26 protein-coding genes and 1 tRNA gene are annotated in these 26,485 nt (G+C 63.2%); 11 read left to right on the forward strand and 16 right to left on the reverse strand.

The window, feature by feature from the left end:
- Window positions 1–103: 103 nt before the first annotated feature.
- Window positions 104–886 carry an SDR family oxidoreductase gene (locus C7G61_RS02280; RefSeq protein ID WP_108512425.1) on the forward strand — a complete coding sequence of 261 codons (783 nt, stop codon included), beginning with the start codon at window positions 104–106 and terminating at the stop codon, window positions 884–886.
- On the opposite strand, the gene C7G61_RS02285 is transcribed toward C7G61_RS02280, so the two are convergent.
- Together C7G61_RS02285 and C7G61_RS02290 are read right to left on the reverse strand one after the other, a co-directional pair.
- Window positions 878–1,612, reverse strand: coding sequence for an aspartate/glutamate racemase family protein (locus C7G61_RS02285; RefSeq protein WP_108512426.1), 735 nt, complete (start codon window positions 1,610–1,612; stop codon window positions 878–880). The two genes, C7G61_RS02280 and C7G61_RS02285, sit on opposite strands and share 9 nt — an antisense overlap.
- A gap of 176 nt (window positions 1,613–1,788) precedes the next feature.
- Window positions 1,789–2,469 carry an alpha/beta hydrolase family protein gene (locus tag C7G61_RS02290; RefSeq protein ID WP_108512427.1) on the reverse strand — a complete coding sequence of 227 codons (681 nt, stop codon included), beginning with the start codon at window positions 2,467–2,469 and terminating at the stop codon, window positions 1,789–1,791.
- Window positions 2,470–2,706: 237 nt separating this feature from the next.
- Between C7G61_RS02290 and C7G61_RS02295 the strand changes: the two genes are divergently transcribed.
- A complete protein-coding gene (locus C7G61_RS02295; protein ID WP_108512428.1) occupies window positions 2,707–4,551 on the forward strand; it encodes a di-heme-cytochrome C peroxidase in 1,845 nt (614 codons plus the stop codon).
- Between the two features lie 86 nt (window positions 4,552–4,637).
- Here C7G61_RS02295 and C7G61_RS02300 read toward each other — a convergent pair whose 3' ends face one another.
- From C7G61_RS02300 to C7G61_RS02315, 4 genes are all read right to left on the reverse strand, one after another.
- A complete protein-coding gene (locus tag C7G61_RS02300; RefSeq protein WP_108512429.1) occupies window positions 4,638–4,901 on the reverse strand; it encodes a hypothetical protein in 264 nt (87 codons plus the stop codon).
- 232 nt (window positions 4,902–5,133) lie between these two features.
- Window positions 5,134–6,342: a PepSY-associated TM helix domain-containing protein gene (locus tag C7G61_RS02305; protein WP_108512430.1), complete on the reverse strand. Its 1,209-nt coding sequence runs from the start codon at window positions 6,340–6,342 to the stop codon at window positions 5,134–5,136.
- Window positions 6,343–6,601: 259 nt separating this feature from the next.
- Window positions 6,602–7,627 (reverse strand): extracellular solute-binding protein, encoded by a 1,026-nt coding sequence (locus tag C7G61_RS02310; protein WP_108512431.1) that lies wholly within the window; start codon window positions 7,625–7,627, stop codon window positions 6,602–6,604.
- A gap of 8 nt (window positions 7,628–7,635) precedes the next feature.
- Window positions 7,636–9,849 carry a TonB-dependent siderophore receptor gene (locus C7G61_RS02315; protein WP_108512810.1) on the reverse strand — a complete coding sequence of 738 codons (2,214 nt, stop codon included), beginning with the start codon at window positions 9,847–9,849 and terminating at the stop codon, window positions 7,636–7,638.
- Between the two features lie 431 nt (window positions 9,850–10,280).
- On the opposite strand from C7G61_RS02315, the gene C7G61_RS02320 reads away from it, so the two are divergent.
- Window positions 10,281–11,276, forward strand: coding sequence for an alpha/beta hydrolase (locus C7G61_RS02320; protein ID WP_108512811.1), 996 nt, complete (start codon window positions 10,281–10,283; stop codon window positions 11,274–11,276).
- A gap of 13 nt (window positions 11,277–11,289) precedes the next feature.
- Here the strand turns inward: C7G61_RS02320 and C7G61_RS02325 are convergent, their stop codons facing one another.
- Together C7G61_RS02325 and C7G61_RS02330 are read right to left on the reverse strand one after the other, a co-directional pair.
- Entirely contained in the window at window positions 11,290–12,699 is a 1,410-nt protein-coding gene (locus C7G61_RS02325) for an MATE family efflux transporter (protein WP_244608098.1), read from the reverse strand.
- The gene (locus C7G61_RS02330) at window positions 12,696–13,700 is read right to left on the reverse strand and encodes an alpha/beta fold hydrolase (RefSeq protein WP_108512812.1); all 1,005 of its coding nucleotides are present in this window, start codon (window positions 13,698–13,700) and stop codon (window positions 12,696–12,698) included. The genes C7G61_RS02325 and C7G61_RS02330 overlap by 4 nt, the downstream gene beginning before the upstream one ends.
- On the opposite strand from C7G61_RS02330, the gene C7G61_RS02335 reads away from it, so the two are divergent.
- Entirely contained in the window at window positions 13,654–14,550 is an 897-nt protein-coding gene (locus tag C7G61_RS02335; RefSeq protein ID WP_244608099.1) for a TetR/AcrR family transcriptional regulator, read from the forward strand. The two genes, C7G61_RS02330 and C7G61_RS02335, sit on opposite strands and share 47 nt — an antisense overlap.
- Before the next feature lie 196 nt (window positions 14,551–14,746).
- Window positions 14,747–15,310 carry a putative glycolipid-binding domain-containing protein gene (locus C7G61_RS02340; RefSeq protein WP_108512433.1) on the forward strand — a complete coding sequence of 188 codons (564 nt, stop codon included), beginning with the start codon at window positions 14,747–14,749 and terminating at the stop codon, window positions 15,308–15,310.
- Window positions 15,311–15,359: 49 nt separating this feature from the next.
- Here C7G61_RS02340 and C7G61_RS43765 read toward each other — a convergent pair whose 3' ends face one another.
- The 5 genes from C7G61_RS43765 to C7G61_RS02365 all read right to left on the reverse strand — a co-directional run bounded on the left by C7G61_RS43765 (window position 15,360) and on the right by C7G61_RS02365 (window position 18,089).
- Window positions 15,360–15,551, reverse strand: a complete 192-nt coding sequence (locus C7G61_RS43765) for a hypothetical protein (RefSeq protein WP_145963543.1) — start codon at window positions 15,549–15,551, stop codon at window positions 15,360–15,362.
- A gap of 151 nt (window positions 15,552–15,702) precedes the next feature.
- Window positions 15,703–15,779, reverse strand: a tRNA-Arg gene (locus C7G61_RS02350).
- 206 nt (window positions 15,780–15,985) lie between these two features.
- Entirely contained in the window at window positions 15,986–16,945 is a 960-nt protein-coding gene (locus C7G61_RS02355) for a Bug family tripartite tricarboxylate transporter substrate binding protein (RefSeq protein ID WP_108512814.1), read from the reverse strand.
- Between the two features lie 69 nt (window positions 16,946–17,014).
- Window positions 17,015–17,383 (reverse strand): dimethylsulfonioproprionate lyase family protein, encoded by a 369-nt coding sequence (locus tag C7G61_RS02360; protein ID WP_108512435.1) that lies wholly within the window; start codon window positions 17,381–17,383, stop codon window positions 17,015–17,017.
- A gap of 67 nt (window positions 17,384–17,450) precedes the next feature.
- Entirely contained in the window at window positions 17,451–18,089 is a 639-nt protein-coding gene (locus tag C7G61_RS02365) for an RraA family protein (protein ID WP_108512436.1), read from the reverse strand.
- A gap of 432 nt (window positions 18,090–18,521) precedes the next feature.
- Here C7G61_RS02365 and C7G61_RS02370 point away from each other — a divergent pair, with 432 nt between their 5' ends.
- Complete coding sequence (locus tag C7G61_RS02370; protein WP_244608100.1) at window positions 18,522–19,478, forward strand: helix-turn-helix domain-containing protein; 957 nt, start codon at window positions 18,522–18,524, stop codon at window positions 19,476–19,478.
- 267 nt (window positions 19,479–19,745) lie between these two features.
- Window positions 19,746–20,390: a hypothetical protein gene (locus C7G61_RS44420; RefSeq protein WP_190241628.1), complete on the forward strand. Its 645-nt coding sequence runs from the start codon at window positions 19,746–19,748 to the stop codon at window positions 20,388–20,390.
- Between the two features lie 182 nt (window positions 20,391–20,572).
- Here C7G61_RS44420 and C7G61_RS02380 read toward each other — a convergent pair whose 3' ends face one another.
- The gene (locus tag C7G61_RS02380; protein WP_108512437.1) at window positions 20,573–20,782 is read right to left on the reverse strand and encodes a hypothetical protein; all 210 of its coding nucleotides are present in this window, start codon (window positions 20,780–20,782) and stop codon (window positions 20,573–20,575) included.
- A gap of 73 nt (window positions 20,783–20,855) precedes the next feature.
- Window positions 20,856–21,863: a 2-dehydropantoate 2-reductase gene (locus C7G61_RS02385; RefSeq protein WP_108512816.1), complete on the reverse strand. Its 1,008-nt coding sequence runs from the start codon at window positions 21,861–21,863 to the stop codon at window positions 20,856–20,858.
- Between the two features lie 140 nt (window positions 21,864–22,003).
- On the opposite strand from C7G61_RS02385, the gene C7G61_RS02390 reads away from it, so the two are divergent.
- Complete coding sequence (locus tag C7G61_RS02390) at window positions 22,004–22,582, forward strand: YidB family protein (protein WP_108512438.1); 579 nt, start codon at window positions 22,004–22,006, stop codon at window positions 22,580–22,582.
- A gap of 67 nt (window positions 22,583–22,649) precedes the next feature.
- A complete protein-coding gene (locus C7G61_RS02395; RefSeq protein WP_108512439.1) occupies window positions 22,650–22,928 on the forward strand; it encodes a GlsB/YeaQ/YmgE family stress response membrane protein in 279 nt (92 codons plus the stop codon).
- 174 nt (window positions 22,929–23,102) lie between these two features.
- Here the strand turns inward: C7G61_RS02395 and C7G61_RS02400 are convergent, their stop codons facing one another.
- The gene (locus tag C7G61_RS02400; RefSeq protein ID WP_108512440.1) at window positions 23,103–23,885 is read right to left on the reverse strand and encodes an SDR family NAD(P)-dependent oxidoreductase; all 783 of its coding nucleotides are present in this window, start codon (window positions 23,883–23,885) and stop codon (window positions 23,103–23,105) included.
- A 289-nt stretch (window positions 23,886–24,174) separates the two neighbouring features.
- On the opposite strand from C7G61_RS02400, the gene C7G61_RS02405 reads away from it, so the two are divergent.
- Window positions 24,175–25,242: an acyl-CoA dehydrogenase family protein gene (locus C7G61_RS02405; RefSeq protein ID WP_108512441.1), complete on the forward strand. Its 1,068-nt coding sequence runs from the start codon at window positions 24,175–24,177 to the stop codon at window positions 25,240–25,242.
- Window positions 25,243–25,285: 43 nt separating this feature from the next.
- On the forward strand, window positions 25,286–26,446 hold the full coding sequence (locus tag C7G61_RS02410; protein WP_108512442.1) for an acyl-CoA dehydrogenase family protein: 1,161 nt from the start codon (window positions 25,286–25,288) through the stop codon (window positions 26,444–26,446).
- Window positions 26,447–26,485: the final 39 nt, after the last annotated feature.

Consider the following 26,485-nt stretch of genomic DNA (forward strand, 5'->3'; position numbering starts at 1 on the left):
GCGCGCGTGCTTGCAAAAAATTGATCGCCGGCATTGACCGCGCAGCGCGCGTCGTATCACTCTCGACCCTATCCAAGAAAAAGAAACCAGGTGGGAACCGAACATGCATGTCAAAGGCAAGGTTTGTGTCGTCACGGGAGCTGCGAGCGGCATCGGCGAGGCGGTGGCGCGCGCCTATGCGGAGGCCGGTGCGCACGGCGTCGTCATCGCCGACCTCAAGACCTCGCGCGACAGACTGGCAAAGGTCGCTGGCGACATCGACGGCTTGCCGATCACGGCCGACGTCGGGCTGGAGGAAGACATCAAGGCGCTGATCGCCGCGGCCGAAGACAAGTACGGGCCGGTCGACGTGTTCTTTTCCAACGCCGGCCTCTCGCGCAAGGGACAAGAGACCGCCTCCGATGCCGATTGGGACGTGAGCTGGCGTGTCCACGTCATGAGCCATGTGTTCGCGGCGCGTGCGCTGGTGCCGGGCATGCTCGCGCGCCGCTCCGGCTATCTCCTCAACACCGCGTCCGCGGCAGGCCTGCTGGCGTCGCTGAACTCGATGCCTTACGGGGTCACCAAGAACGCCGCGGTCGCGCTCGCCGAACATCTCGCCATTCAATATGGCGATCAAGGCATCCGCGTGTCCGTGCTCTGCCCGCAATCGGTGCAAACCGGCATGACGACGCCCGGCCCCAGCGCCGCAAGGGTCGACGGCGTGCTGCAGCCGCCGGAAGTGGCGCGCATGGTGATGGAGGCGATGGAGGAAGAACGCTTCCTCATTTTATCGCACCCGCAAGTCGCCGAATACATGCAGCGCAAGGCCTCCAGCCGCGACCGCTGGCTCACCGGCATGCGCAGGCTGCGCGACAAGATCTATGGCGCGCCGCAATCAGCCTGAGGCTTTTGGCGCGAACGACGCCAATATGCCGTCGTATTTTTTCGCGCCGGGTGACGCGTAAGAGCCACGCCTGGACGTCGTGAGCTTGAGTCCAGCCAGCGCCTCAGCCTGCTTCACCGCGGCCGCCACGCCATCGACGACGGGCACGTCAAATTTCCGCGACAGTTTCTGCGCAAGATCGGCCATGCCCGCGCAGCCCAGCACGATCGCTTCCGCACCCTTGTCGAGCGCGCGGGCAATCTCGGCTTCCAGCTTCGCTTCCGCACCCGAGCCGGGCTTGTCGAGATCGAGCACCGCGACGTCACAGGCGGTGACCTGCGCCCTTTCGGCAAAGCCGTAGCGGCGCACCAGCTCCTCGAGCGGCACGATCGAGCGCGGCAGCGTGGTGACGACGGCGATCCGCTTGGCAATCTGGCCAGCCGTCACCAGCGCCGCTTCGCAAATGCCGACCACCGGAAAAGGCGCGGCGGTGCGGGCGGCGTCGAGGCCGGTGTCGTCGAAACAGGCGACGATGCCGGCATCGGCATCAGGCGCATTCATGAACGCCTGGATCAGCCCGGGAACGGCGAAGGCCTCGTCATAGTAGCCCTCGATCGAGACGGGCCCCATCGTCGACGTCACGGCGGATATTTCGGTACCGGGCGCGGCGACGGCGCGCGCGGCGGCGCCGATGGTTTCGGTCATCGAGGTAGTCGTGTTCGGATTGACGATCAGGATTTTTGCCATGAGTGCATCGTAACCGGGATGGGACGAAGCGCAACTCTATCCCCGTCGTTCCTGCGAACGCAGGGACCCATACGCCGCGGCCTTGTGGAAAGGGCACAAGGGGAGACGGCATACTTCAACAATGAACTGCTGTGGTTATGGGTCCCTGCGTTCGCAGGGACGACGTCTGAGAGCTATCAGATAATCCCATCCACCCACGCCGCAAACGCATCCAGCGCCTCATCCATCACCTCGCGATCATTCCGCCCCGAACTCTTCAGCACATGGAAGGAATGATCGGCGCCATCAAGCAAATGCAGCGTCGCGCGCGATCCAAGGCCTTTGACGACAGGCTCGAGCAGATTCAATTCCGCCAGCGCATCGCGCGTGCCTTGCAGGAACAGCATCGGGATTTTGACATCGGCGAGATGCTTGGCCCGATCGCTGGAAGGCTTTCCGGCCGGATGCAGCGGAAAACCGAGAAACGCCAACCCTCGCACGCCGGGCAGGGAAGAAAGCGCTTGCGCCTGCGACGTCATTCGTCCGCCGAATGATCGGCCACCCGCGATCAGCGGCAGCGCGGGACAGCGTCGCGCGGCTTCCGTCACCGCCGCCCGCACCGCGGCGTGTGCGACCTTGGGCGCATCGGGCCGCTTGCTGCCTTTTTCCATGTAGGGAAATTGATAACGCAGCGTCGCAATGCCGCGCCCGGCCAGGCCACCCGCAACCGTTTCCATCGACGCATGAGTCATGCCTGCACCGGCGCCGTGCGCGAACACGTAACACGCGCGCGCCTGCGGCGGCCGCATCACCAACCCGGAGACCGCCTCATTGGGCCCAATCTCAATTCGGAGCAATTCCGCCTCGGCTGCCTTCATGTGATCTATCCGACACTCTGCTGCACGATCGGGACTCTATACTGGAAAAAGCCGGGCGAGCGATGACCCAGCCGACCGCGTCCCGGCCCGAGGAATCGGATTTATGGACAGACCTGTAGCGCCACTATAAGATGGCATCATATTCAACCGCACGCCGAGGGTGATTCGCCTTCCGGCGTTTTTTGATAATAGACCGATATTGCGCGCAATCGACGCGGTTTTGAAAAGGGGCAGGCCATGCGTGGCAAGAGGATTGCGACAATTGTGATCGTGCTGGCGATCGTCGGCGGTTATGCCGCCTTCAAGGACGATATCGCCAAGCTCTGGCAAGATCTGCATGTGAAGATCGTGGAGCATCCCACGCCGAAGAAAACCGTCTGGCTCGACCAAGGTATCGCTAAGGACAAACTGAGCTGGTTCTATCACGCCGACCAGGGAACGCGGACCTTCGGCTTCCCCTATGAGTGGTTCATGGCACTGGAGCAGCCGACAATTTCGTGGCTGCCGTTCACCAAGGTCGGTCTCTTCAGCGACACCGCCTATCTCGACCGCTATGGCTTCATCGCGGATACCATCATCCCTGGCAAGGAGGCGCTTCCGATCGGGTTCGCGAAAGGCACCCCGATGCTCGATCCGACGGGCGCGGTATGGCGTAACCCGCGCACCAAGAAGGAGATGATCGGTGTCGGCCTGACCTGCGCGGCCTGCCACACCGGCAGCTTCACCTACAAGGACACCGCCGTCGTCATCGACGGCGGACCGGCGCTCACCAATCTCCTCGCGATGAAGCAGGGCATGGGCATCTCGCTCTTGCTGACGCGCTACTGGCCCGGCCGGTTCGACCGCTTCGCCGAGCGCATCCTGGGACCGGACGCCACGCTCGACGACCGCGAAACGCTGAAGAACCAGCTCGAGCAGACTCTCAATCAGTACAAGCAGGTCAAGAACCTGGAAGAGCGCGTCGCCGCCCAGAGTATCGTGGAAGGTTACGGACGGCTGGACGCCCTCAACCGGATCGGCAACCAGGTGTTTTCAATCGACCTGAAGAAGCCGGAAAACTACGCCGGCTCCTCCTCGCCGGTGCATTACCCGCGGATCTGGAACACGCCGTGGTTCGACTGGGTGCAGTATAACGGCTCCATCATGCAGCCGATGGTGCGCAACGCCGGCGAGTCGCTCGGCGTGTCGGCGGAGCTCAATCTGACCGAGCCGTCGAAGGGACTGTATAAATCGAGCGTGGACGTGGATGCGCTGTTCAAGATGGAGCAGATGATCAAGGGCGACACGCAGCCGAACGCCAAGGATGGTTTTCCGGGCCTGAGATCTCCGAAATGGCCGGCCGATATTCTGCCGCCGATCGATCAGAAGCTGGCCGACAAGGGTGCCGAACTCTACAAGACCCATTGCCAGGAATGCCACCGCCCGCCAGTGACGAGCGAAGCGTTCTACGATTTCAACAACAAGGACTGGTGGACGAAGAACGAGGCCGGTGAACCTATCCTGAAGGTCGAGAACGTTCCGATCTCGCATATCGGGACCGACCCCGCGCAGGCCGCCGACATGATCAATCGGACGGTATCCGTTCCTGCCAATCTCGGCATCAAAAGCAGCAGCTTCGCATTCGCGCTCGGCGAGGTGGTCGAGAAAACCGTCAATCACGTCTTCGACCAGAAAAAGCCGCCGGTGGGCCCCGCCGAGCGGAAGCGGATCGACGGCTATATGCCGAACGAGCTTCGCGGCGAACTGGCCTACAAGGTTCGCCCGCTCAACGGTGTCTGGGCGACCCCGCCCTATCTTCACAACGGCTCGGTTCCGACCGTCGAGGCCCTGCTGGGCCCGCCCGAAGACCGTCCGAAGAAATTCTATCTCGGCAACCGCGAATACGATCCCGTGAACCTCGGTTACAAGTTCGACAAGATCGACAACGGGTTTGAATTCGACACCTCCATTCGCGGCAACTCGAACAGAGGCCACGAATTCAGGCAGGACTACAACAAGGACAAGGAAATCAAGGGCGTGATCGGGCCGGCGCTGTCGGCGGACGATCGAAAGGCGCTGATCGAATATCTCAAGACGCTCTGAGGTCATTCGCACGTCGCAACGGCCGGGCCAGGCCCGGCCGCCCTTCCCGACGCGGCTTGCGTCACAGATGAATCAGGCAGCGCGCTTCACTGGTTGGCGACCAGCCGCAGATGCGGCTTGATCGTCTCTTCCAGTTCGACCTTGAGCTGGTGCACGCGCGGATCGCCCGAGCGCGCCGCGCACACCGAATATTGATTGACCGAGCACGCCAGCGCGTGCCGCTCTTCGGGCGTCCGCGTCACATCCGGGCTGGACAGCCTCAGCACAATCCCACCGAGTTGCACCAGCATTTCGTCGAGCGCCCGATCCACTCCGGCTAACTGATTATTCACTCCGGCTAACTGATTCATGGCACCACTCCCTCTGGAAGGAGTAATGAGCAGCGCGCCCGCCCGTTCCCCGCGCACGACCGTTTACGGATAACAAGAAGTAAACGGAGCGCGATTCCAGTAACGCCCACCGCGCATCGGCTTGCAGGACTTGTTATCAATTGAAGGAAATCGGCTGGTCTGCTTAGGCCAAATGCCGCGATTGCAGGGCCGGGCCCGTCGGGTTCCGGCGTGTGTCAGATGGCTGCGCGTTTCATTCGCCCGGGACCAGGCTCCCGACCGTTGGCCGCGACATCCGCCGATGCTTTCGGCGCGAAAGATACAGCATGAAGCCGGTGACCACGAACAGCGGCATTAGCGCTGCGGCTACCATGAACAGCAGCTTGCCCGGCCAGCCAAGGATGCTGCCGCGGTGAATATCCAGCACGCTCGCGAGAACCCGCTCGCCGATTGATTTGTCCGCGTAAATCTCCGACGACACCAGCCGGCCGGTCACGGCATCGATCCGGAGTTCGTCCCGCGCGCCATCATGCGACCCATCGCGTGCCCAGGACCTGATACGCACGACCGTCCCCGCGCCAGCCGGCAGCGTCAGTTGCGCCGTTGCGAAACGGCCGCCCTGTTCGTGCAGGAACGCGGACCATGCACGATCGAGCGCAAGCGGTGCGGCGTCGGTTGCGCCAGTACCAGTGCCAGTGCCCCGCGGCGATTTCGGCTGCATCTTCGGTTGCATCGGTGCTGCGACGACCGAGGGGCGCGACAATAGCCAGGTGGCGCCGTTCTTGTACCAGTCAAACGAATACCACAGGCCGGTGAGCGCCATCACCAGATAGATCACGAGCACCCAGGTGCCGGCGACGGAATGCAGCGACCAGTGGAAGCCGCGGCCGCGCAATGCCAGATTTGGCTTCAGCCACATTTTCACGCTGCCGGCGCGGCGCGGCCATCGCAGCACGATTCCGGAGACCAGCATCACGATCAGGCCGACCGCCACCACACCGGTAATCTGCCGGCCAAAGCCGTTGGCATCGCCCGGCAACAGCAGCCAGCGATGTAGTTTGCGGACGGTGGCGAAAAAGTACTCACCCCGCGGCGTGCCGAGCAAGTGGCCATCATACGGATCGACAAAGACCGAGGACGGCCGCGAGCCGCCTTCGTTGCGGGCAAAGCGGATGCGCACCGCTCTGGACGGATCACTTGCCATCGTCACGGCCGAAACCTTGCCAAGATCATGGCCAAAATCTTGGGCGGCCTGCAGCCGCGCAATCAGCGCATCCGGCGTCAGCATCGGCGCCGAGCGGGCCTCGACCCGCATGATCCCGGCATTCAGGCTGGCGCCGATTTCATCCTCGAAGCTCATCGTCGCCCCGGTGATCCCGATCACGGCCAGTACCAGCGAGATGGCAAGCCCAATGACGGAATGGACCTGCAACAGGCCGGCCTTGATCGGATGCTTGCTCATGAACGGAGGGAATATCTTTGGGGAGAACGGCTCAGCCGCCGAAAGCGGCGAGTTTGTTGCACAATACCGGACAGCCGACAGCGCGGCCATCCGACGGGCGCATGCGCAGATTATAATAGCTCTATGTTAGGCGGAGGTGCACTTACGCATCACGCTGACGGCACTCACTGCGAGGAATAATGTTAATTTCGCGGCATATTTCGAAATATTGTTTTTGCCTTGCTGCCTCTGCACCACACGCGCTCCCGCGCAAGGCAGCTCACTCGTCGAAGCCGACTTTCTTGATCAGGGCGATTGCCGCCTGCTGATGTGCGGCAATCTGATCGATCGGCAGAGCATCGATCGGGAACGATCCGATCTCGACGAGGATCGGATCGCGGTCCGCTGTTGCAAGCACGGGATATTCCAGTTCCGCGGCGGCATAGATCCGTTGCGCCGCCGGTGTGACGAGGAATTCGAGGAATCTTTGCGCTGCGGCCGGATGCGGCGCGTGCTTTGCAATGGCCGCGCCGGTCAGATTCACATGAGCGTTGCCACCCTTGAACATCGTCGGCACCGCCTTGACCGCTCGGGCCCATCCGCCCCGGTCACCGCCTTCCCGTCCGGCTCGCAGTTGCGCCAAAGCAACGGTATTGGCGATGCCGATCTCGCACGTGCCTTGCGCGATCTCGCGGATAACGTCGTTGTCCTTGCCGGCCGGTTTGTGGACCAGATTGGCTTTCAAGCCATTGAGCCAGGCCTCTGTCGCTCCCTCGCCATGATGAACAAGATAGGCCGCGATCAGCGCGACATTGTTCTGATGTAGTGGCGAGCGCATGCACAACTTGCCACGCCATTTCGGTTCGGCGAGATCCTCATAATGGATCGCGCCGAGCGCCGCATCGGCGCGCGCCATCACGATGCGCGGCCGGACCGACAATCCGATCCATTGCGCGCCGCGATCCCGCAGTTGCGCCGGGATTGCCTTGTCCAGCACCGGCGACGTGATCGTCTGCGTGAGACGGCTGGTGACGAATTGCGAGGTCTTGTCGAGGCCGATGGTCAGCAGCACATCGGCGGGGGAGGCATCGCCCTCCGCGGTGACGCGCTTGACGAGATTGTCCTCGACGTAGGTCAGGTTGACCTTGATCCCCGTCGCCGCCGTGAACGACGCGATCACCGGTTCTATCAGGGGCGCTTCACGCGTCGAATAGAGATTGATCTCGTCAGCCTGGGCGGTTGCGGCGCTGCCGGCGAGCCACAGCGACGCAAGTACAAGGGGCAGCCTGGTCGCCCGCCTTCGCATCTCCGTTCTCAGAACTTCACCGTCGCCGACAGCGACACCCGTCGCGCGTCGCCCATTGCGACGTTGAGCCGATTCACCGCCGACGGATAGTAAACGTTGTCGAACAGGTTCTTGACGTTCAGCTGATAGATCACCGGCAGGGTCTCGTATTTGGTCTCGTAGGTCGCAAAGGCGTCGGCGACGATATAGGACGATAGGACGAACGTGTTCGCCGCGTCGCCCGGCCGGTCGCCGACATAATGCGCACCGGCGCCGACCCGAAGCCGGCCCGGCAAGGCCGTACCGAAGTCGTAGACCAGATAAAGAGAGGCCGTGTTCAGAGCCACGTTCTGCAGTGCCTTGCCGGTCAGGACCGGGTCCTCGGTCACCCGTGCGTCGGTATAGCCGTAGCTGCCGATCATGCTCCAGCTGTCGGTCAGCTTGCCGGTGACGTCGATCTCGACGCCGCGCGAGCGCACAGCGGCAGCGGTGCGTCGATCGTTGCTGCCGGTCGCGGTATTGAATTGGGACACCATGACGTTTTTCTTGTCGATGTCGTAGAGTGCGATCGTGCCGGACAGTCGCTTGTTGACGTCGAACTTGATGCCGGTCTCCCACGAGACGCCTTCTTCAGGCTTCACGTTGGAGTCGATCACGCCACCATCGACAGGCGCAATCGTCGAGTTTGGCTTCAGCGACTGCGTATAGCTGGCATAAAGCGAGATCTGTTCGGTGACTTTGTAGATCGCGCCTCCGAGCGGCAGCACCTTGTCGCCGGTGAGATTGGTGTTGGCCTTGAATGGCCGCCCGCGCCCCGCCAGCTGTTCGTATTCCATGTAACGCACGCCGCCGACCAGCGCGAGCTGGTTGGTCAGGTGCAGCGTATCCTGGAAGAACAGCGCGCGGGTGCCGAGCTTGTCGGTCTGGTCGCTATCGGTGGGCGCGATGGTGGTACCTGGCTGCAGCAGGCCATAGACCGGATTGTAGATATTGAACACGTTGGGGGTCGTCTGCCGGATCAGGTCCTTGCGATAGATCGTGCGATATTGGGCGTCGCCGCCGAACAGCACGTCGTTGCGCATGCCGCCGAGCCAGAATCCGCCCTGCAGGTACGACGTGCCGTAACTGACGTTGCTGAGCGAGCCCCGGGTGCCGTCATTGCTGCGGGTTATGATGCCGGTGACAGGATTGACCGCGGTGATGCGCAGCTGATTGGCGCTGAAGCTTTCGGTGTTGTAGCTGTAGCCCGCATACAGCTTCCAGTCCTCGTTGAGCCGGTGGTCGACCGAGGCCTGCATCAGGTCGGACGTCCCCCACATATTGTTGTAGGGCTCGTCGAGCCGGCGCGTCGATGGTATGGCAAGCGGCTTGTTGGTGCGGGAGTCGAGCGCGGTGCCGCGATCGAACGGAGAAAGAAAGTCGCGGTGCTCATAGTTGAGCTGGACCGTGGTGTTTTCGCCATACCACGCCAGCGACGGCGCAATCAGCGTTTCGCGGTGGCGCCCGAAATTGCGCCAGTAGTCCTCATTGACGCCGTAGGCGATGAAGCGATAGGCCAGCCCGTCCTTGCCGATCGGACCTGTAATATCGAAGGTCGCGTCCGCGCCGTTTTTTGAGCCGTAGGTCGAGCCCAGCACCGAAATCGAACCGTGCTGATAGAGCTCCGGACGCTTGCTGATCGTGTTGACGATGCCGCCGGGGTCCATGATGCCGTACAGCAGTGAAGCCGGTCCTTTCAGCACTTCGACGCTTTCGACGGCGGGATTGAGGCTTCGGCCTTGAACCAGCGGCATGCCGTTGCGCATGACCGAGCCATCGCGATTGTCGCCGAAGCCACGCCTGATGACAGCGTCCTGGGTGCCGGCGAGCGTGTTGGTCTGGGTGACGCCGCTGATATTGACGAGCGCATCGTCGAGATTGCGCGGCAGCTGATCCTTGATGACCTGCTCGGGTACGATATTGACGGATTGCGAGGTGTCGAGCGGGGAAGCGCCGGTGCGCAGCGTGGTCGAGCTCGGCATCGCGCGATAGCCGAGCTTGGCTTCATACTGCGCTGCTGCGGCAGCGGCTGCGCGCTCCGACGGCGTCGGTTGCGCAGGTGTCGCATTTTGATTTCGCTGGCGCGCCGCTGCAGCCTGGGTCCGCTGCGCAGAAGGGCCCGCCGGTCGGGCGAGCTTCTGCCTTTGCGTCGGCGATTCGACCGTCACCGCCGGCAGTCCAACGCTCGATTGCGCATTTGCCATCGTCGTCGAGAACGATAGATCGACCAGCAGGAGTGCCGCACCGATAAGTAGTTGCGCGTGGCGCTTGTCGATTCGATTTCGATGGTCCTCTACGAGCCGACAATCAGCACTGGTCGCCACTTCACTTCCAATTCACAAAACAGGATTCACGCGAGCCGCGTGTAGCAGCCTCTGCGAATGAATAGAACACTGCGGGAATTGAATCTCTCTAAGGACTGCCGCGCTTCGCGCGAAGCAACTGCTGGTCTGTCATCGCGATGCATCCGCAAGCGGCAACTGCGGAAAAATCAGACAATTGCCGTGCATCTGCTTGCAGGGCTCGTCATCAATTGATGGAAATCGGCTCGTCTACCCGGCAGAACGCCGCGATTGCGGCAACCGCGCCCGTTACCTATGCTGCCGCCTTATTCCTCAACGAGGCGCGTCCCCGCATGATTACGCCGCTCGATCCCGTCGTCGCCCAGATCATTCCGCTGCTGCCGCTCCGCGATGCCGCGACGATGACGCCGCAGAGCGCGCGCGATGCGCTGCGCGCGCTGGCCGCCTCGCGCGCGGCCGTCCCGCCGCCGTCGGTGATGAGCGCGGAGGACATCAAGGTGAAAGGCGCCGCCGGCTTCCTGAACGCGCGGGCCTACCGGAACGCGAGCGAGAAATCACCAACGGTGGTATTCTTCCACGGCGGCGGCTGGGTCGCCGGCGATCTCGACACCCATGACCGGCAGGCGCGCTGGCTTGCGATTGAGACCGGCGCGGTCGTCGTCTCGGTCGATTATCGCCGCCCGCCCGAGGTGCGCTTTCCCGGCGCCTTCGAGGATGCCTTTGCGGCGACAAAGGACGTCATCGCCCGCATCGCCGAATTTGGCGGCGATGAGAAGCGCGTCGGCGTCGCCGGTGACAGCGCCGGCGGCAATCTGGCGGCCACCACGGCGATCGCCTGCCGCGACGCCGGCATAAGACTGGCGGCGCAACTGCTGGTCTATCCCGTCACCGACGTCTTCGGCAATTTCGCGGATGCCAAAGAAAACGCGCGCTTTCCCTCGCGCAGCGAGAACGCGGAAGGTTATTTCCTGACCCGCGCCACCATGGAATGGTTTTGCGGCCATTATCTCGCCGACAAGACCCATGGCACTGATTGGCGCGTATCGCCGCTACGCGCCAAAGACCTCGCTGGCGTAGCACCGGCGATCGTCGCGACCGCCTGGTTCGATCCGCTCCGCGACGAGGGCAAGGCCTACGCCGACGCGCTTGCCGCCGCCGGCGTTCCGACCAGCTATTACGACGGCCCAGGCCTGATCCACGGTTATTTCGGCCTCGGCGAGGCGTCGGAAACTGCAAAGCGCGAAGCGCAACGCGCGCGGGCGAATTTCAGGGCGCTTCTGGAAAAGGGCGTAGGCCGCGACATCGCGAGCCGCAGCAAGCGAAGCTGACGCATGCCGAAAACTATTTCGAAACCTTCCCGGCCGGGCTCCAGCCGCGAAGCCAAAGCGCGCCTGCGACAATGGCAGCGGAAACGATCGAGCTGGTGGCGCCTGCCATGAAGAGCTCCCGCAATCCTCCGCTGAGATCGACGACAATGACCCAGCCGATACCGGCCGCGATGAACAACCGAACGGTCCCGCCGAGAACCGGCCACATCACGTTGCCTGCGCCCTGACCCACGAAATACAGCAGCATCCCGAGACCTGATATTCCGTAGAACGGCGCCACGGTACGAAAATAGAGCGAGCCGGCGGCAAGAACCTCGGCATTGGTGCTGAACATCGTCAGCCAGGCGTGGGGAAACAGTGCCACGAAAAGCCCGAGGATCCCGGTGACACCGGCCGCGAAGAGCGCGGCAATCCACGCGATGCGTTCCGCCCTCCTGACCTGGCCGGCCCCGATATTCACCCCGACCATGGTCAGCGCCGCGCTGCCAAACGCGAACAGCAGCGGAATCTGGATGTAATCGAGTCGCGAAGCGATTCCGTATCCTGCGATGGCGTCCGTGCCGAACAGCCCCACCGCGCCGGTGACCAGCACCACCGTCAAATTGGCCTGGATGGTGCCGATGGCTGACAATCCGCCGACGCGAAGGATATCGCCGAGCAGCCGCCACTTGATGAGCCGAGCGTCGAAGGGCAAATGCAACGAGGTTCTGGCCGAACGCATGTAGGCGATCAACACAATCGCGCCGACAAGATAATAGACGACGACAGCGACCGCGGCTCCCATAACGCCCAGCCGCGGAAAAGGGCCCCAGCCGAAAATCAGCGCCGGCGAAAGCGGAAGCAGCACGAACACGCCCAGCAGAATGACGGCCGCCGGCGCGACCGTGTTGCCCGCGCCGCGAAGGGCCGCCGCCAGCAGGCTGACGATCCAGACAAGGACCGCCCCGGAAAAGATGACGTGGCCATATGCGAGCGCCGCGCCGAGGGCTCCCGCCTGACCGCCGAGCAAGCCGTAAACAGCCTCGCCAAACAGCCATTCGGCGCCGGCAAAGATCACCCCGAAGACAATGGCAAGAACCAGGGCGTTCAGCGCGAGCGCCTCGGCCTCTGCCACTTTGCCTGCGCCCATCGCGCGCGCGATCGACGATGCGACGCCGCCGCCGATGCCGCCGTTCGACATCATCTGCATCAGCATGAAGACGGGAAACACCAGGCTGACCCCGGCCAAGGCCTCCGTTCCGAGAAAGCTGACGAAATAGGTCTCCGCCACCCCGACAAGCGTTTGCACGACCAGCACCACGACGGTCGGCAACGCGAGCTTCAGGAGCGTCGGCAGGATCGGGCCGCCGAGCATCGCGCTCTGTTTGATCGTGGTCGCTTGATTTGCCGGCGACGAGGATTGGTGGGATGTCAGTGTCGTCATGAGCGGCTCGGCAGCGCTCGAATGAATTCGACGAGCGCGGCACTGACTTCGTTCGGCCGCTCCTGCTGGGTCCAGTGACCGCAACCGGGAAGCATCTGGATCTTGCGCAAGCCGGGAACGAAGGTCTTCAGGTTTGCGAGCAACTGGTCCGTGCCGGGGAAGGACACCACAAAGTCGCGATCACCCGCGATGTAGAGCGCCGGCACAGATACCTGCAGGCCGGCCATCGCGCCCGTGATTTCCCAGTTGCGATCGATGTTGCGGTAGTAGTTGAGCGCGCCGCGGAAGCCGCTGCGCTTGAATTCTTCGCCGTAAAAATCGATGTCGCTTTCGGCTATCCAGGACGGCAGGGTTTTCGGCGCGTCGGGGCCTTGCAGAAAGCCGCCCCCCTTCGGCACCATGCCAAGGTTAGGCGCGGGCCCGCCGGCAGCGATGGCCGCACGCGCCGCGGCCACGCCATCGCCGGACGCTCCGAACAGCATGTTGCGAATGGTCGCGCGTGGATCGCGCCCGAACTCCGCCTCGGCCGGCCCCGGCTCCTGGAAATAGAGCTGATAGAATTGCGCATGCTCGTTACGGGGCATCAGGCTTGTCGGCGGCGCCTTGCCGCGCCGCCGGAACGGCACGCTGAGCGCTGCGACCGCCCTGAAACGGTCGGGCCGCATGAGCGCCGCCTGCCAGGCGACGCTGGCGCCCCAATCATGCCCGACGATGACCGCGGTCGCGGCGTCGAGCGCATCGAGAATGCCGACCATGTCGCCGACAAGATGCAGGATCGTGTACTGGTCGATTGCCTGCGGCGCATCGCTCTTGCCGTAGCCGCGCATGTCGGGAGCGACAACGCGGAAGCCGGCGGCAGCAAGCGCGTCGATCTGATGCCGCCACGAGAACCAGGATTCAGGAAAGCCGTGCAACAGCAGCACCAGCGGTCCCTCGCCCTGCTCGGCGATGTTGATGCGGATTCCGTTGCATTCGATGATGCGTTGCGTTGTCTTGCTCATCTTTCCATCGCGCTCCGAAGTTGCCGCAAATGCCTTTGATGAGAGCGCGTCAGAGGCAGCTCGCCATGCGAGCGGCGCCAGCGCAGCAGCCAATAGTTGGCGTCTGTTCATGATCTCCCATCCTTTACATCCGGATTTAGTTTGGTACGATCCGGTACCGGATAAATCGAAATATGGTACTGGCTGGTACCAAGTCAAGCGGAAAAATCAGGCGATGAGTCCAAGGATGAAGGCGCGCGAGGCGGAAACCGAAGGGACCGAGGCCCGGAAGCGGATCCTCGGCGCGGCCCTTTCGGCGTTCATGGAGGGCGGCTATGCGCAGACCAGCACGCTGGAGATTGCGACGCGCGCGCGCGTTTCGAAACGCGAGCTTTACGCGCTGTTCGGCAACAAGGAAGCGATGCTCGTCGCCTGCATCACCGAGCGCGCCCAACGGCTGAAGGCACCGGCCGATCTTCCTGAACTGCGCGACAGAAAAATCCTGGCCGAAGTGCTGACCGCTTTTGGAACGAGGCTTCTGACGGGAACGACTGATCCAGTCGTCGTCGCGGTGTTCCGGCTGGCGATATCCGAAACCGTGCACGCACCAAAGGTCGCGCAAGCGCTGGAATCGATCGCTCGCAAGCCCACGCGTGAAGCATTGCGAACGATCATGGCAAACGCCAGGTCAGCCGGGCTTGTCATTGGCGATCCCGACGCGATGACCGAAAAATTCTTGGGCCTGCTCTGGGGCGACCTGATGACCGGCCTGCTGCTTCAGGTCGCCGACCGCCCGAACGCAGCTGAGATCGCGCGACGGGCGCGGGACACAACGATGGCGTTCCTGCAAATCTATACGGAGCCGGGTTAGGGCCAGCCGTAGTTGGACCCTGGCCCATCGAAAGAGTGGCGATCCCAGCATGACTCGAACATGCGACCTACGGTTTAGGAAACCGACTCACTTCATGGAAAGTCTTCGAACACATGTGGGTGTTCGATCCGTGGCAGCGTAACGCATGATCCTTGCCCCCGTAGGATAAAGGCTAGGGAAAGGAAGGAGACTTGCCATGAGCACATCCGTCCTGTTTTGGCGCCGGACCGATATCGAGGGCCTCGAACGCCTGGAACTGGCAATCGAGCCTGACCAGGTCACGGCCACCGCCACCACGATCTGCCTCGAATCCGGCGGTTATCGCATCGACCACCGCTGGCGGCTCGATCCCGAGTGGCACGCGCTGACCGTCACCGTGGAGCGCTGGAACTCGCAAGGCCATGGTCTGCTGCGTCTGGAACGCGCCGGAACGGGCTGGCGGGTCGACGGCGTGCTGCGGCCGGACCTCGAAGGCGCCGAGGAGCCTGACTTGTCGATCACGCCATTCTGCAACACCTTCCCAATCCGCAGGACGCCCCTTGGCGCAGGAGAAAGCCTGCCGCTTGATACCGCCTTCATCGATGGGCCGGCGTTGACGGTGGCACGGTCGCGCCAACGCTACGACCGGCAAGGCCCCGGGCGGGTACGCTACGTGGATCGTGGGCTGTCGTTCGGCTTTGAAGCGGATCTGGTGGTCGACGATACCGGACTGGTGCTGCATTACGAGCATCTGTTCGAGCGGGTCCCGCCGACCGCCTGACATGCGCGCGTCGCGAAAACGTGACGAGGATTGGTGTGACGGGCAAATCCTACGTACAGGGCAGGCCGTGATCAACCACTCGGAAAGATACCGACGGGTGATCAGGCGCTTCGCGAAAAGAAGGAACCTGGATCGAGCGGCCCTTTTTGGCCTCTTCCTCAAGCCACGCGTCTTGAGAAAGAGCGGTGTCCGCTTTCAGAAGCTCAAGTATCGGCGCCTTCGTGACTGCAGCGGTCAGCATGCCGACCGGATCCCTTGATCCGGTTGGCACGGTCCTCGGCGAGATCGGGGCCAACCATCTTATCGCCGGCAAAATCGATCTTGGATGCGCCGCCAGCCACGCGCCCACGACGAGAAATGCCCGTCATTATTGGGTCGTTGGATTCTGAAACTGGCGATCCCGGCATGACTCGAACATGCGACCTACGGTTTAGGAAACCGTCGCTCTATCCGGCTGAGCTACGGGACCGCGGACCCGCTTGCGTAAGCAGGTGCTTGGCCGCTTCATAGCAAAGCGGGCGCGTCATCGCCAGCCCTCCGGACCGTTCTCGGGCCCACATTGAACAAGGCCGGGTTCCTCCATCGGAGGACGCTCGGGATATTTGATCGCGAAAGCCAACAGGAGCCGTCCACCGACGGCTCCTGCCAGCATGCCGGCCTTCGCGTAACGGCCCGCTACGCCTTGATATTATTCTCCCGCACGACCTGGCCCCAGATGCTGACCTGCTTGGCGAAGAACGTCGAGAACTCCTTGCCGTCGGCGAGCAGCAGCGTCATCTGCTGGGTCTCCTGCAATTGCGTCGCTACCGCCGGCTCGCTCAGAATCTCCTTTACCGATTTCGCCATGCTGGCGATGACATCGGGCGGCGTGTCCTTTGGGGCGAAAACGCCCCACCAGGCCAGCGTCTCGAAATCGGGGAAGCCTGCCTCGATCGCGGTCTGCGTGTCCTTGAGCACAGCCATCCGCTCGCGTCCCATTTGCAGGATGGGCCGCAGCCTGTTGGTGCCCAGTTGCGCCGTGACCAGCGCCGCCGACCCGATGATCATGTCGACATGGCCGCCGAGCACGTCGTTCATCGCCGGGCCGCCGCCGCGGTAAGGCACATGCGTGATCTCCACGCCGGCCTTCTTGCCCAGCACCGTCATCGCGAGATGGCCGAGCGTGCCGATGCCGACGGAGGCGTATTTCACCTCGCCGGGACTTGCCTTGCACGCAGCGACCACGTCGGCAAAGGTCTTGTACGGCCGCTCGGCGTTTGCGGCGAGGACGTACGGCGCGGTGCCCACGAGAAACACCGGCACCAGATCCTTCTCGACATCCAGCCCCGGCTTTTCGAGGATCGAGGGAATGACCGCGTGCGAGTCGAAGGTCACCAGGAACGTCGCGCCGTCAGGCGCGCTCTTGGCGACCTGCACGGCGCCGAGCGAGCCGGCTGCGCCGGATTTGTTCTCCACCAGCACGGTCCGGCCGAGCTTCGTCTGCAGGTGAGACTGCAGCAAGCGCGCCAGCGCGTCGGTGGAGCCTCCCGGCGGGAACGGCACCACCAGCGTCATGTTCTTGGCCGGCTGCGCCAATGCCGGCGTCACCGCGAACGCGGCCGAAGCCGCAAGCAGATTGCGTCTGGTAATCTTCACCAAGTGTCTCCTCCCGATTGTGGCTGCGCTTTTTTTGTTTTTCGCAGACTTTGTCTTAAGTGCCGAATCTTAAGTGCCGAAGCCGGACCCGGCCTTTTTGTACTCGGGCCGCGGCGGGCTGAAGATGTCAAGCACGCGCGCGCCGTCCGGTCCAGCCCGCATGGTGTGCGGCACATTTCCCGGCGTGCGCCAGAAATCGCCCTTCCTGACCGGAATATCCTCGCCGCCCTGAACCCGGATGGCCGAGCCATCGAGCAGCACGCCCCATTGTTCCTCGGGGTGATGATGCAGGGTGCCTTGCGCGTGCGGCGCCAGCGTCACCACCGACAGCATCGCATGCTCGCCGCAGAAGATTCGCGTCGTGACGCCGGACGCGAGTTCGCGCAACAGACCATCATGCGGATTGTCGAGATTATGAAATTCGTCCTTCTGACTCATCGTTTCTCCTTGAAGTTCTCCTTGAAGTGCTCCTTGGCGCCTTCGCACAGCGATCAGGACTTATCCGTCAAGATTTGCCGTAGCTGCCCTGGTAGCGGCCTTCGCGGATCGAGATGATGGTTTGCTCCTCGCGCGCGATCTGGGCGCGAACCGCTTCCAGCACGGTGGCTGCCGTCGCGGCGGGAAACGACACCACGCCGTCCTCGTCGCCGACCACGATGTCGCCGGGGGAGATCACCGAGCCCCCGATGGATACCGGCACGTTGATTTCGCCCGGACCGCTCTTGTAGGGACCGCGATGGATCGCAGCGCGCGCAAAGCAGGGAAAGTCTGATGCGGCGAAAGCCGAGACGTCGCGGATCGCGCCGTCGATCACGTAACCGGCAGCGCCGCGATGCTCAGCGATGGTCTTCATGATCTCGCCGACCAGCGCCCGCGTCTCGTCGCCGCCGCCATCGACCACGATCACGTCCCCGGGCCCGACCAGTTCGAGCGCCCGGTGGATCGCAAGATTGTCGCCCGGCCGCGTGCGCACGGTGAACGCGACGCCCACCAGCTTGCTGCCGCGATGGAACGGCCGCAGGCCTACGGCGCCCGGCAGCCGGGCAAGGTTGTCGCTGATCACAGAGGTCGGCGCGCCCCTGAACGCTTCGATCAGCTCAGGCGCGGGCTTCGGCACGCTCGTCATGGCCGTGGTGATGCTCATAAAGACTGTTTCCCCCTTGTGTTTAGGCCGGGCTTTTTCTGCCATTCCGACCGCCGGCGCAACATCGGCAGCCGGCTCCGCGCTGCGCGAAGTGCGTGCTGAACCAATTGCCTCGGGTCACCGCATGGCACAACACCATGAAGTCCTCCGTTGCCGCACAACAAATAGCATTCCGCATGAGCAGCTATAATGGATTTGCAACACCTCGCCCCGCACCAGGACCGGCGGGCGCGGCCGTCCGCCTCGCCGCAGGCTAAGTCCTTCGAATTCCTCGGTAGTTTTTTCCCCGCCTGCGGTATCGAACCCGCGGCCATGCTCACGCAGCTGGCCGCAATCGCAACCTCCCACCGGCCACACTTGTTAACACCAAGTTAACCAGAGCGTTCGACGTTAAGGACCGGATTCGACGATTCGGGCGCCGGTCACCTCAAAATGCTGTTCCAGAACCTTTCGCCTTCACCGGCGCTTTCGATCACGCAATTTTCCGACATCGACGCCTTCCGGCCAGTCGAATTCGTCGCCGATGCGCGCAGCATCCCGCTGAACCTGGCGAATTTCCATACCGCGCGCGCGATGGTGCAGTTGCCTGGCTGCCAGATCGCCGTGCTCACCTCGTTTCCCCGCATCGTCGATGTCAGCTACCGCGCGCCGCATGGCGTCGTCATCTTCCAGCTCGAGGACGCCTACGAGGTCTCCGTCAACGGCATGTCCGTGAATCGTCCGGCCTTTATCGGCATGCGCGGCAATCTGGATTTGCAGTTCGTCGAACCCCGTGGATCGCTGCACGCGATCGTCACCCTTGGCGCCGGCCTGCGGGATCGCGAATGGTTCGATACGCCGGACGAGCTGTGCCCGTTCACGCCGGACCCCGACGCGCTGGCGACGGTCAGATCCGTCACAACAGGTATATTGCAGGCGGCTTCCGCCAAACCGGACCTGTTGCAGGAGCCGCACTCGGCGCTTGCAATGCAGGAGGGCCTGCTGCTCGCCATCGACGAAATGTTCCGCAGCGGCAAAGCGCCGGAATTGGCGGGCCGGCTTGCAAGCAGGAGCTATTGCCGCCTCGTTCGAAGGATCGACGACTATGTCGCGTTTCATGCCGCCTCGGCGATCTACAGCGCCGACCTCGCCGAACAATGCGGCGTCTCGGTCAGAACCCTGGGCACGGCGGTGGCAAGCGTCCGCGGCATGAGCCTGCATCGTTATTTGCGTCTCAAGCAGCTTTGGTCGGCCCGCGCACAACTCGTGAAAGGGTCCGACGCCATCACCGTGACGTCGTGCGCCCGAGCCAACGGCTTCCATCACATGGGCGAATTCGCCAGGCTCTATCGCGCTACGTTCCATGAAACGGCATCGCGCACCTTGGCCCGCGCGCGAGGAACCGACTGATTCTTGCCACAATGTGTCGCACTTATCCGCTCGCCCTCAGATGGTGCGCCTGGAATCGCTGCAGCATCGTGCGCGCCTCGTGCCTTGCCGTTGAATTTCTTCGATAATTTTCAATGACATAGCACTGTGTTCCATCGGTCACATCTACCGGATAGAGTCACAACGACAGCGGGAAAGTCGTGCAATTTCGGGGTGACAGCGCTGCCAAAATGATGACAATCGGCTCAATCAAAGTTCCCTAGAGAATTCGACTGGAGAGTACCGTCCGTGATCGCCTCACGTGCATCTTCGTTTGTTGTTGCCACCATCGGGAGCCTCGTCGTGCTGGCCCCGGTGCGCTGCGACGCGCAGTGGTGGCGCAGCGCGCCTGTCGATTTCGAATCCTGCGCCGATGTAGCCGAGAAGGCGAAGACCAAGGAAGAAAAGACGGCGAAGCTCGCCGAATGCAACGCCAAGTTCGCCGGCCGCCGCAAGCCCGGCGGCGGCTATACCTATTACGACTTCATGCAGGACCGGACCTTCGACATCGCAGGCCCCAACCCGACGCCGGAAGAGCAGAAGAAAATCGACGAGCAATATACCGCCTACCTCGAGCGCGAGCGGCGCAACCACATCGCCGCGGCGCTGGCGGCCAAGCAGCAACAGCCGGAGCCGCCGCAGGGGCAGGCGCAGGAGTGGCAGCAGGTTTCGCTGCGCACCGAATTGATATCTCCTCCACCGGCTGAAACCGAAAAGGTGCCGGTGCCGGTGGCAAGTCCGGTCAAGCAGGCGGCACGCATCAGGGCTGCCCAATGCGCCAAGAACCAATTCTCTTGCGAATGGCCGCGGCTTTCAGAGAAAGTCAACGAGCTTAAGAAGCTGTTCAACCCACAGCAACAGCAGCAAGCGGCGGCCAAGCAGAAGAAGAGCTGACGCACCCGCCCGTCATTCCCCGCGCAGGCGGGGAATCCAGTATCCACAGAACTATCGCGGATACAGCAGTGTCTCCCAAATCTGCCGGCGATTACTGGATGCCTGCCTTCGCGGGCATGACGACCGTCGCCGTTCAATCGGTGATCATCATCGCCCAGAACTTCCGGTAGGCGACTTCGGCATCAATGCGCGGGTGCTTTCTTGCCGCGGTGCTTTGGAGCAGGTTTGAGCGCGGGCTCGACATGCCTGCGCTGCGCCGCCCGCTGTTCCTGCAACCGCGCGTCATAGCCCGGTGACGGCGTCGCGGTCGGCGGCACGGCATAAGCAGGAGCAGGCGCCCCCCAGACCGCCAGGGCGGCCACCGCCATTAGCGCCAGAACTGTTTGTTTCATCCGTTTCTCCCCCGGCGCGCCCCGAAATCGCGCAACCGGCTCATTTCAAGCAAGTCGAGCGCGCTCTGCCAAATCAATTCGCAGCGCGAATCTGCTCCGGCGTCAGGCCGGGCGAGCCCTTGGCCTCGCGCTCGGCCTGCCGGATCAGTTCCACGATCCGGCGCGACAGCGGCGCTTCCAGGCCGCGACGTTCGGCGATCCCGGTGATGACGCCTTGCAGATAATCGATCTCGGTGCGCCGGCCGTGCTTCAGATCTTCCCACATCGACGAGCGCGCCTCGGGATCGATTTTCATCGTCCGTCCCAGCATCGCTTCGAAGATCGGGTCTGGCAGCCGCAGCAGCGGCGGCATCCATGCAGCTGGAAGCGGCGTCGGCGAGACCGGCTTGATGCCCTCGGCGCGGATCGCAGCCAAACCTTCCGCCATCTGATCGGCGAACAAGCGCCGCCATGGCCGCGAACTGAGTTGCCGGCGCAGCGGCAGATCGCCCAGCGCGTTAAGCGCATTGAGGAGATTGAGCAACAGCTTGCCCCACTGCACGCCGTCGATGTTGTCGGTCGACCGTATCGTCAGGCCCGGCACCGACAGCTTCCCGGCAGGCAGCGCCTCATCCTGCTCGATGACAATGCCGCCGGAAGTGGCGCGATGAAACCGCCCGTTGCCGAGCGCAATCACGTTGAATCCCACCATGCCACCGAGCACGCGCCGTCCCGGCAGGCGGTTGCGCAGGACGGCAGTGTTGCCGACACCATTCTGCAGGCTGACGATGACGGCATCGGATGGTGCGTGCCTCGCGATGATGTCGGCCATGGCAGGGGTATCTGCGCTCTTGACCGTGACCAGCACGATGCCAGCGTCCTCAAAAACGGAAGGATTTTCCGACAATGCGAACCGATCGCGCGTGATAGTCTGGTCAAAACCTTCAAAACTCGTCGGCCGCAAGCCGTGGGCTTCGATTTCAGCGATCACGCGCGGACGCCCCAGCAGCGCAACGCGGCGGCCACCGGCCGCCAGCATGCCGCCGACGAAGCAGCCGATGCTGCCCGCCCCTGCAATACCGATCGTTTGGCCTGAAACCATTTCGCCGCCCACCGCGTTGCACCGGGTTTCAAATAGCAGAGCGCGCGGACCGTGCCTATCGCAGGCGCCGGCCGCCCGCTCCTTGTAACCGTCATACGCCACCGTTATGTTTCACGCGGGGCTACGCGGAGGAGACGACCATGGGTTTACTCGACGTACTCAACGGCATGCAGAATGGCCCACGCGGCCCGAGCACGCCCAGCGCAAAGGATGAAGGCGGCGGGATGTCGCCCCTCACCATGGCGATCCTGGCGCTGCTGGCCTGGAAAGGCATCAAGCATTTCAGCGGCAACCAGACCGGCTCCGCGCCGCGCCCCACACCCGCTCCCACACCCGGCAATGTGACTGCGGGCATGCCCGGCGGCGGCGCGGGCGGTATGAGCGACATGCTCAAGGGCGGATTGGGCGGTCTGCTCGCGGGCGGCGCGGCCGGTACCATCCTGAGCGGCGGCCTCGGCGATCTCCTGAAACAGTTCCAGCAGAACGGACTGGGCGATCAGGCCGACTCGTGGGTCAGCAACGGCCCCAACAAGCAGGTCTCACCCGGCGACCTCGCCAACGCGCTCGGCGCTGACCAGATCGATTCCCTCGCCTCCCAAAGCGGCCTCTCGCGCAACGATTTGCTGCAGGGCCTCAGCCAGTTCTTGCCCGACGTCGTCAATCACTTGACGCCGGATGGACGGCTGCCGAACGAGAACGAATTGTCGGAACGGATCTGACGCCGTTTAAGCGGCGCGCGGTCCGCGCCGCTCTGCTTCATCATCGACGCATCGGAGAGGAACAGCCATGGGCGGCATCATCTGGATAATCGTCGTCGGCTTCGTCGCCGGCATCATCGCGCGCATCCTTTCGCCGGGCCAGAACAACCCGACCGGCTTTATCCTGACCACGGTGCTCGGCATCGCCGGCGCGTTTCTGGCGACCTGGATCGGCCAGGCCATCGGCCATTACGGCCCCGATCAGGGCGCCGGCTTCATCACCGCCACCATCGGCGCGCTGGTGGTGCTGTTCATCTGGAACCGGCTGGTGGCGAGGGGCATGATCTCCGATCCGGGTAACAGGTGACAGCGTAGCCGCATCAGGCCGTAGCCCGGATGGAGCGAAGCGAAATCCGGGGCCACTGCCGCTGTCGTTCCCGGATTTCGCGGAGCCTTTCATCACTGTGCGAGCGCGATTGCGCTCGTCGCCGGGCGCGCATTCGCGCGACCCGTTGGCTCCATCCGGGCTACGAATCCGTCCTCACAACACCAGATGCATCCCCGCATCCATGCGCACGAACTCGCCGGTCATGTTGCTCGATGCCGGCGACGCCAGGAAGCACACCAGTTGCGCGATGTCTTCGGCCGTCGAGGCGACCTTCAGCGGCACCTTCGCCACCACGGCGTCGCGCACCGCCTTGGCGCCGGCTTCGCCGCGGCCCTTGGTGAACCAGGGCGTATCGATATAGCCGGGGCACACCGTGTTGACGCGGATCAGAGGCGCCAGCGCGCGCGCCAGCGACTGCGTCATGGTGTTGAGCGCGCCCTTGCTGGCGGCATAGGCGACCGAGGAGCCGCCGCCGGAAATGCCGGCGACCGACGACACGTTGACCACAGCGGACGGCAGGCCTGAGGCCTTCGCGCCGGCTTCGAGCTGGGCACGTGCCGCGCGGATCATCTGGAACGGCCCGATCGTATTCACGGCGTAGATGCGCTGAAAATCCTCGGCCGAAAGCCCCTCGAGATCATGATGCGGCACATGCTTGGTGGTGCCGGCATTGTTGACGAGCACATCGAGACGGCCCCACGGCGCAGCCGCTGCCGCAATCTTCCTGCAATCCTCGTCGCGCGAGACGTCGCCCTGCACCACGACGACTTCGGCGCCGGCGCTGCGGCAGAGATCGGCGGTCGCTTCAGCTTCCGCCTTGCTGTTGGAATAGTTGACGACGATGCGCGCGCCACCCTTTGCCAGAATGGCGGCGGTGGCGGCCCCGAGGCCCGAGGCAGAACCGGTGACAATCGCGCACAAACCATCCTTCGACATCCGCATTTCCTCTTGTTGCTTTTGGCTGGGTTTCGAACCGCCCGTGGACAGGCTTCACCGCTACCATATCCCGCGATGAACGGTGTGCAAACTCGGGAAATCCGTTGCGCGGAATTTATTCTTTGCCTGATGACCTTCATGCCACCGCCGCAGGCCGCCCTGCGGACAGCGCTTGTCACGGACTTGTCATGGCTATGGCTTTTGCCCATCATAAAGCGCAAGAAAAGACCGCAGTCGACCCCGGCATAACCGTCGGGATTGGCCTGCCAATTTCAAATCGGGGAACGCTGTGGCGGAGAGTGAGAACATCGTTGCCGAGACCGCGGAGAAAATCTTCGCCGATCTCGCTGACGCCCAAACCATCAATCGCGACAACAAGGGCGAGTGGAAAGCGCCGCTGTGGCAGGCGCTGACGGACGCCGGCCTGCCGCTGGCGTGGGTGGACGAAGATTGCGGCGGCTCGGGCGCCTCGCTCGCCGAAGGTTTCAGCGTACTCAGCGCGGCCGGACGCTTCGCGATCGCGATACCGCTTGCCGAGACCATGCTGGCAGGCTGGCTGTTGGCGCAGGCCAAAATTACCTCGCCCGATGGCGAGATGACGGTGGTGCCCGCGAGCCCGAAAGACCGGATGACCGTCAATGCCGATGGCAGCCTTTCCGGCAAGGCGCGCAGCGTGCCGTTTGCCAAGGCGGCAAAGCATTTTGCGGTGCTCGCAAGCGATGCGAAGGGCGGCGTCTCCATCGCACTGGTCGATGCCACCAAGGGCCGGATCGAGACCGGCCTCAATCTCGGCGGCGACAATTCGGGCACCGTAACGCTGGACAAGGTGCAGCCGGTCACAATCAAGCCGGCGCCAAAAGGTTTCGACCAGACCCGGCTGATGCTGATGGGCGGCGTCGCGCGGTCCCTGCAGATCGCAGGCGCGCTGGAATCGATGCTGGAAATTTCCGTGCGCTATTCCAACGAGCGCATAGCCTTCGAGAAGAAGATCTCGAAATTCCAGGCGGTGCAGCACAATCTGGCGCGGCTCGCCGGCGAGTCGGCGGCGGCGCTTGCCGCGGCCACCTCGGCCGCCGACGCCATTGCCAACGCGACGTCCTTCAACGACGAAGTGTTTCTCGAAGCGGTGGCGGCAAAGATCCGCTGCGCGGAAGCAGCGGAGAAAGGCGGCGCCATTGCCCATCAGGTGCATGGCGCGATCGGCTTCACCAACGAGCACATCCTGCATCGCTATTCGCTGCGCGCGCTGGCCTGGCGCGACGATTTCGGTTCCGAAAGTTATTGGGCGGTCGAGCTCGGCAAGCTCGTATGCAACCGCGGCGCCGATGAATTGTGGCCGCTGGTGGCCTCGCGCTGACACCACCGATTTGCCAGATACCAGATAGAAGTCGAGACACAGAATGACCGCAGCCCTCCGTTTCGATCCGATCCGCCTGCCGAGCGAATGCGAGCAGTTGCGCAAGGAAGTGCGCGCCTTCCTCGCCGAAGAAATCGCCGCCGGCACCTTCGATCCGCACAAGCCGAACCGCGAAGACACCGACGTGCCGGAATTTTCCCGCAAGGTCGGCGCCCGCGGCTGGCTCGGCATGACCTGGCCGAAGAAATACGGCGGCCACGAGCGCTCGTTCCTCGAGCGTTATGTCGTGACCGAGGAAATGCGCGTGGCGAACGCGCCGACGCGGCGCTTCTTCGTCGCCGACCGCCAGAGCGGCCCGGTGCTTTTGAAATACGCGCCCGAGAACATCAAGATGGACATCCTGCCGCGCATCTGCCGCGGCGAGGTATGTTTCGCGATCGGCATGAGCGAGCCGAATTCGGGCTCCGATCTGTTTGCGGCAAAAACCCGTGCGACAAAAACCGACGGCGGCTATCTGATCAACGGCACCAAGATCTGGACCTCCTCGGCCCACATCGCCGATTACATGATCGCGATCTTCCGGACGTCACCGCCCACCAAAGAGAACCGCCGCCATGGCCTGACGCAGTTTCTGGTCAAGATGAAGCAGCCGGGCATCCAGGTGAACCCGATCGGCCAGATCACCGGGCAGTATGAATTCAACGAGGTGGTTTTCACGGACTTTTTCGTTCCCGACGATCATGTGCTCGGAGAAATCGACGGCGCCTGGAAGCAGGCGACCAGCGAGCTCGCCTATGAACGGTCGGGTCCGGAACGTTTTCTCGAAACCTATTACGTGCTGACCGAACTGGTCCGCGCCGTCGGCACCAACCCGGATACCCGCAGCGCCGAAGGCATCGGGCGGCTGGTGGCGCAGGTGCACACCATGCGGCGCATGTCGGTCTCGGTGGCGGGCATGCTGCAGGCCGGCAAGGAGCCGGTGGTCGAGGCTTCCATCGTGAAAGACATCGGCACGGTGTGGGAGCAGCAATTGCCGCACCGCGTGCGCGATCTCGCCGCCTTTGTCGAGGAGACCGCCACCAACCGCGAGACACTGGAAAAGCAGCTCGACTTCGCCATCAAGACCGCGCCCAAGCTGACGATCCAGGGCGGCACCACCGAAGTGCTGCGCGGTATCATCGCGCGCGGGCTTGGTCTGCGCTGAGCGCGCGGGCTTGGTTTGCGCTAATTCAAGAAGGAAACC

The sequence above is a fragment of the Bradyrhizobium algeriense genome (assembly GCF_003062295.1).
Lineage (GTDB): Bacteria > Pseudomonadota > Alphaproteobacteria > Rhizobiales > Xanthobacteraceae > Bradyrhizobium > Bradyrhizobium algeriense.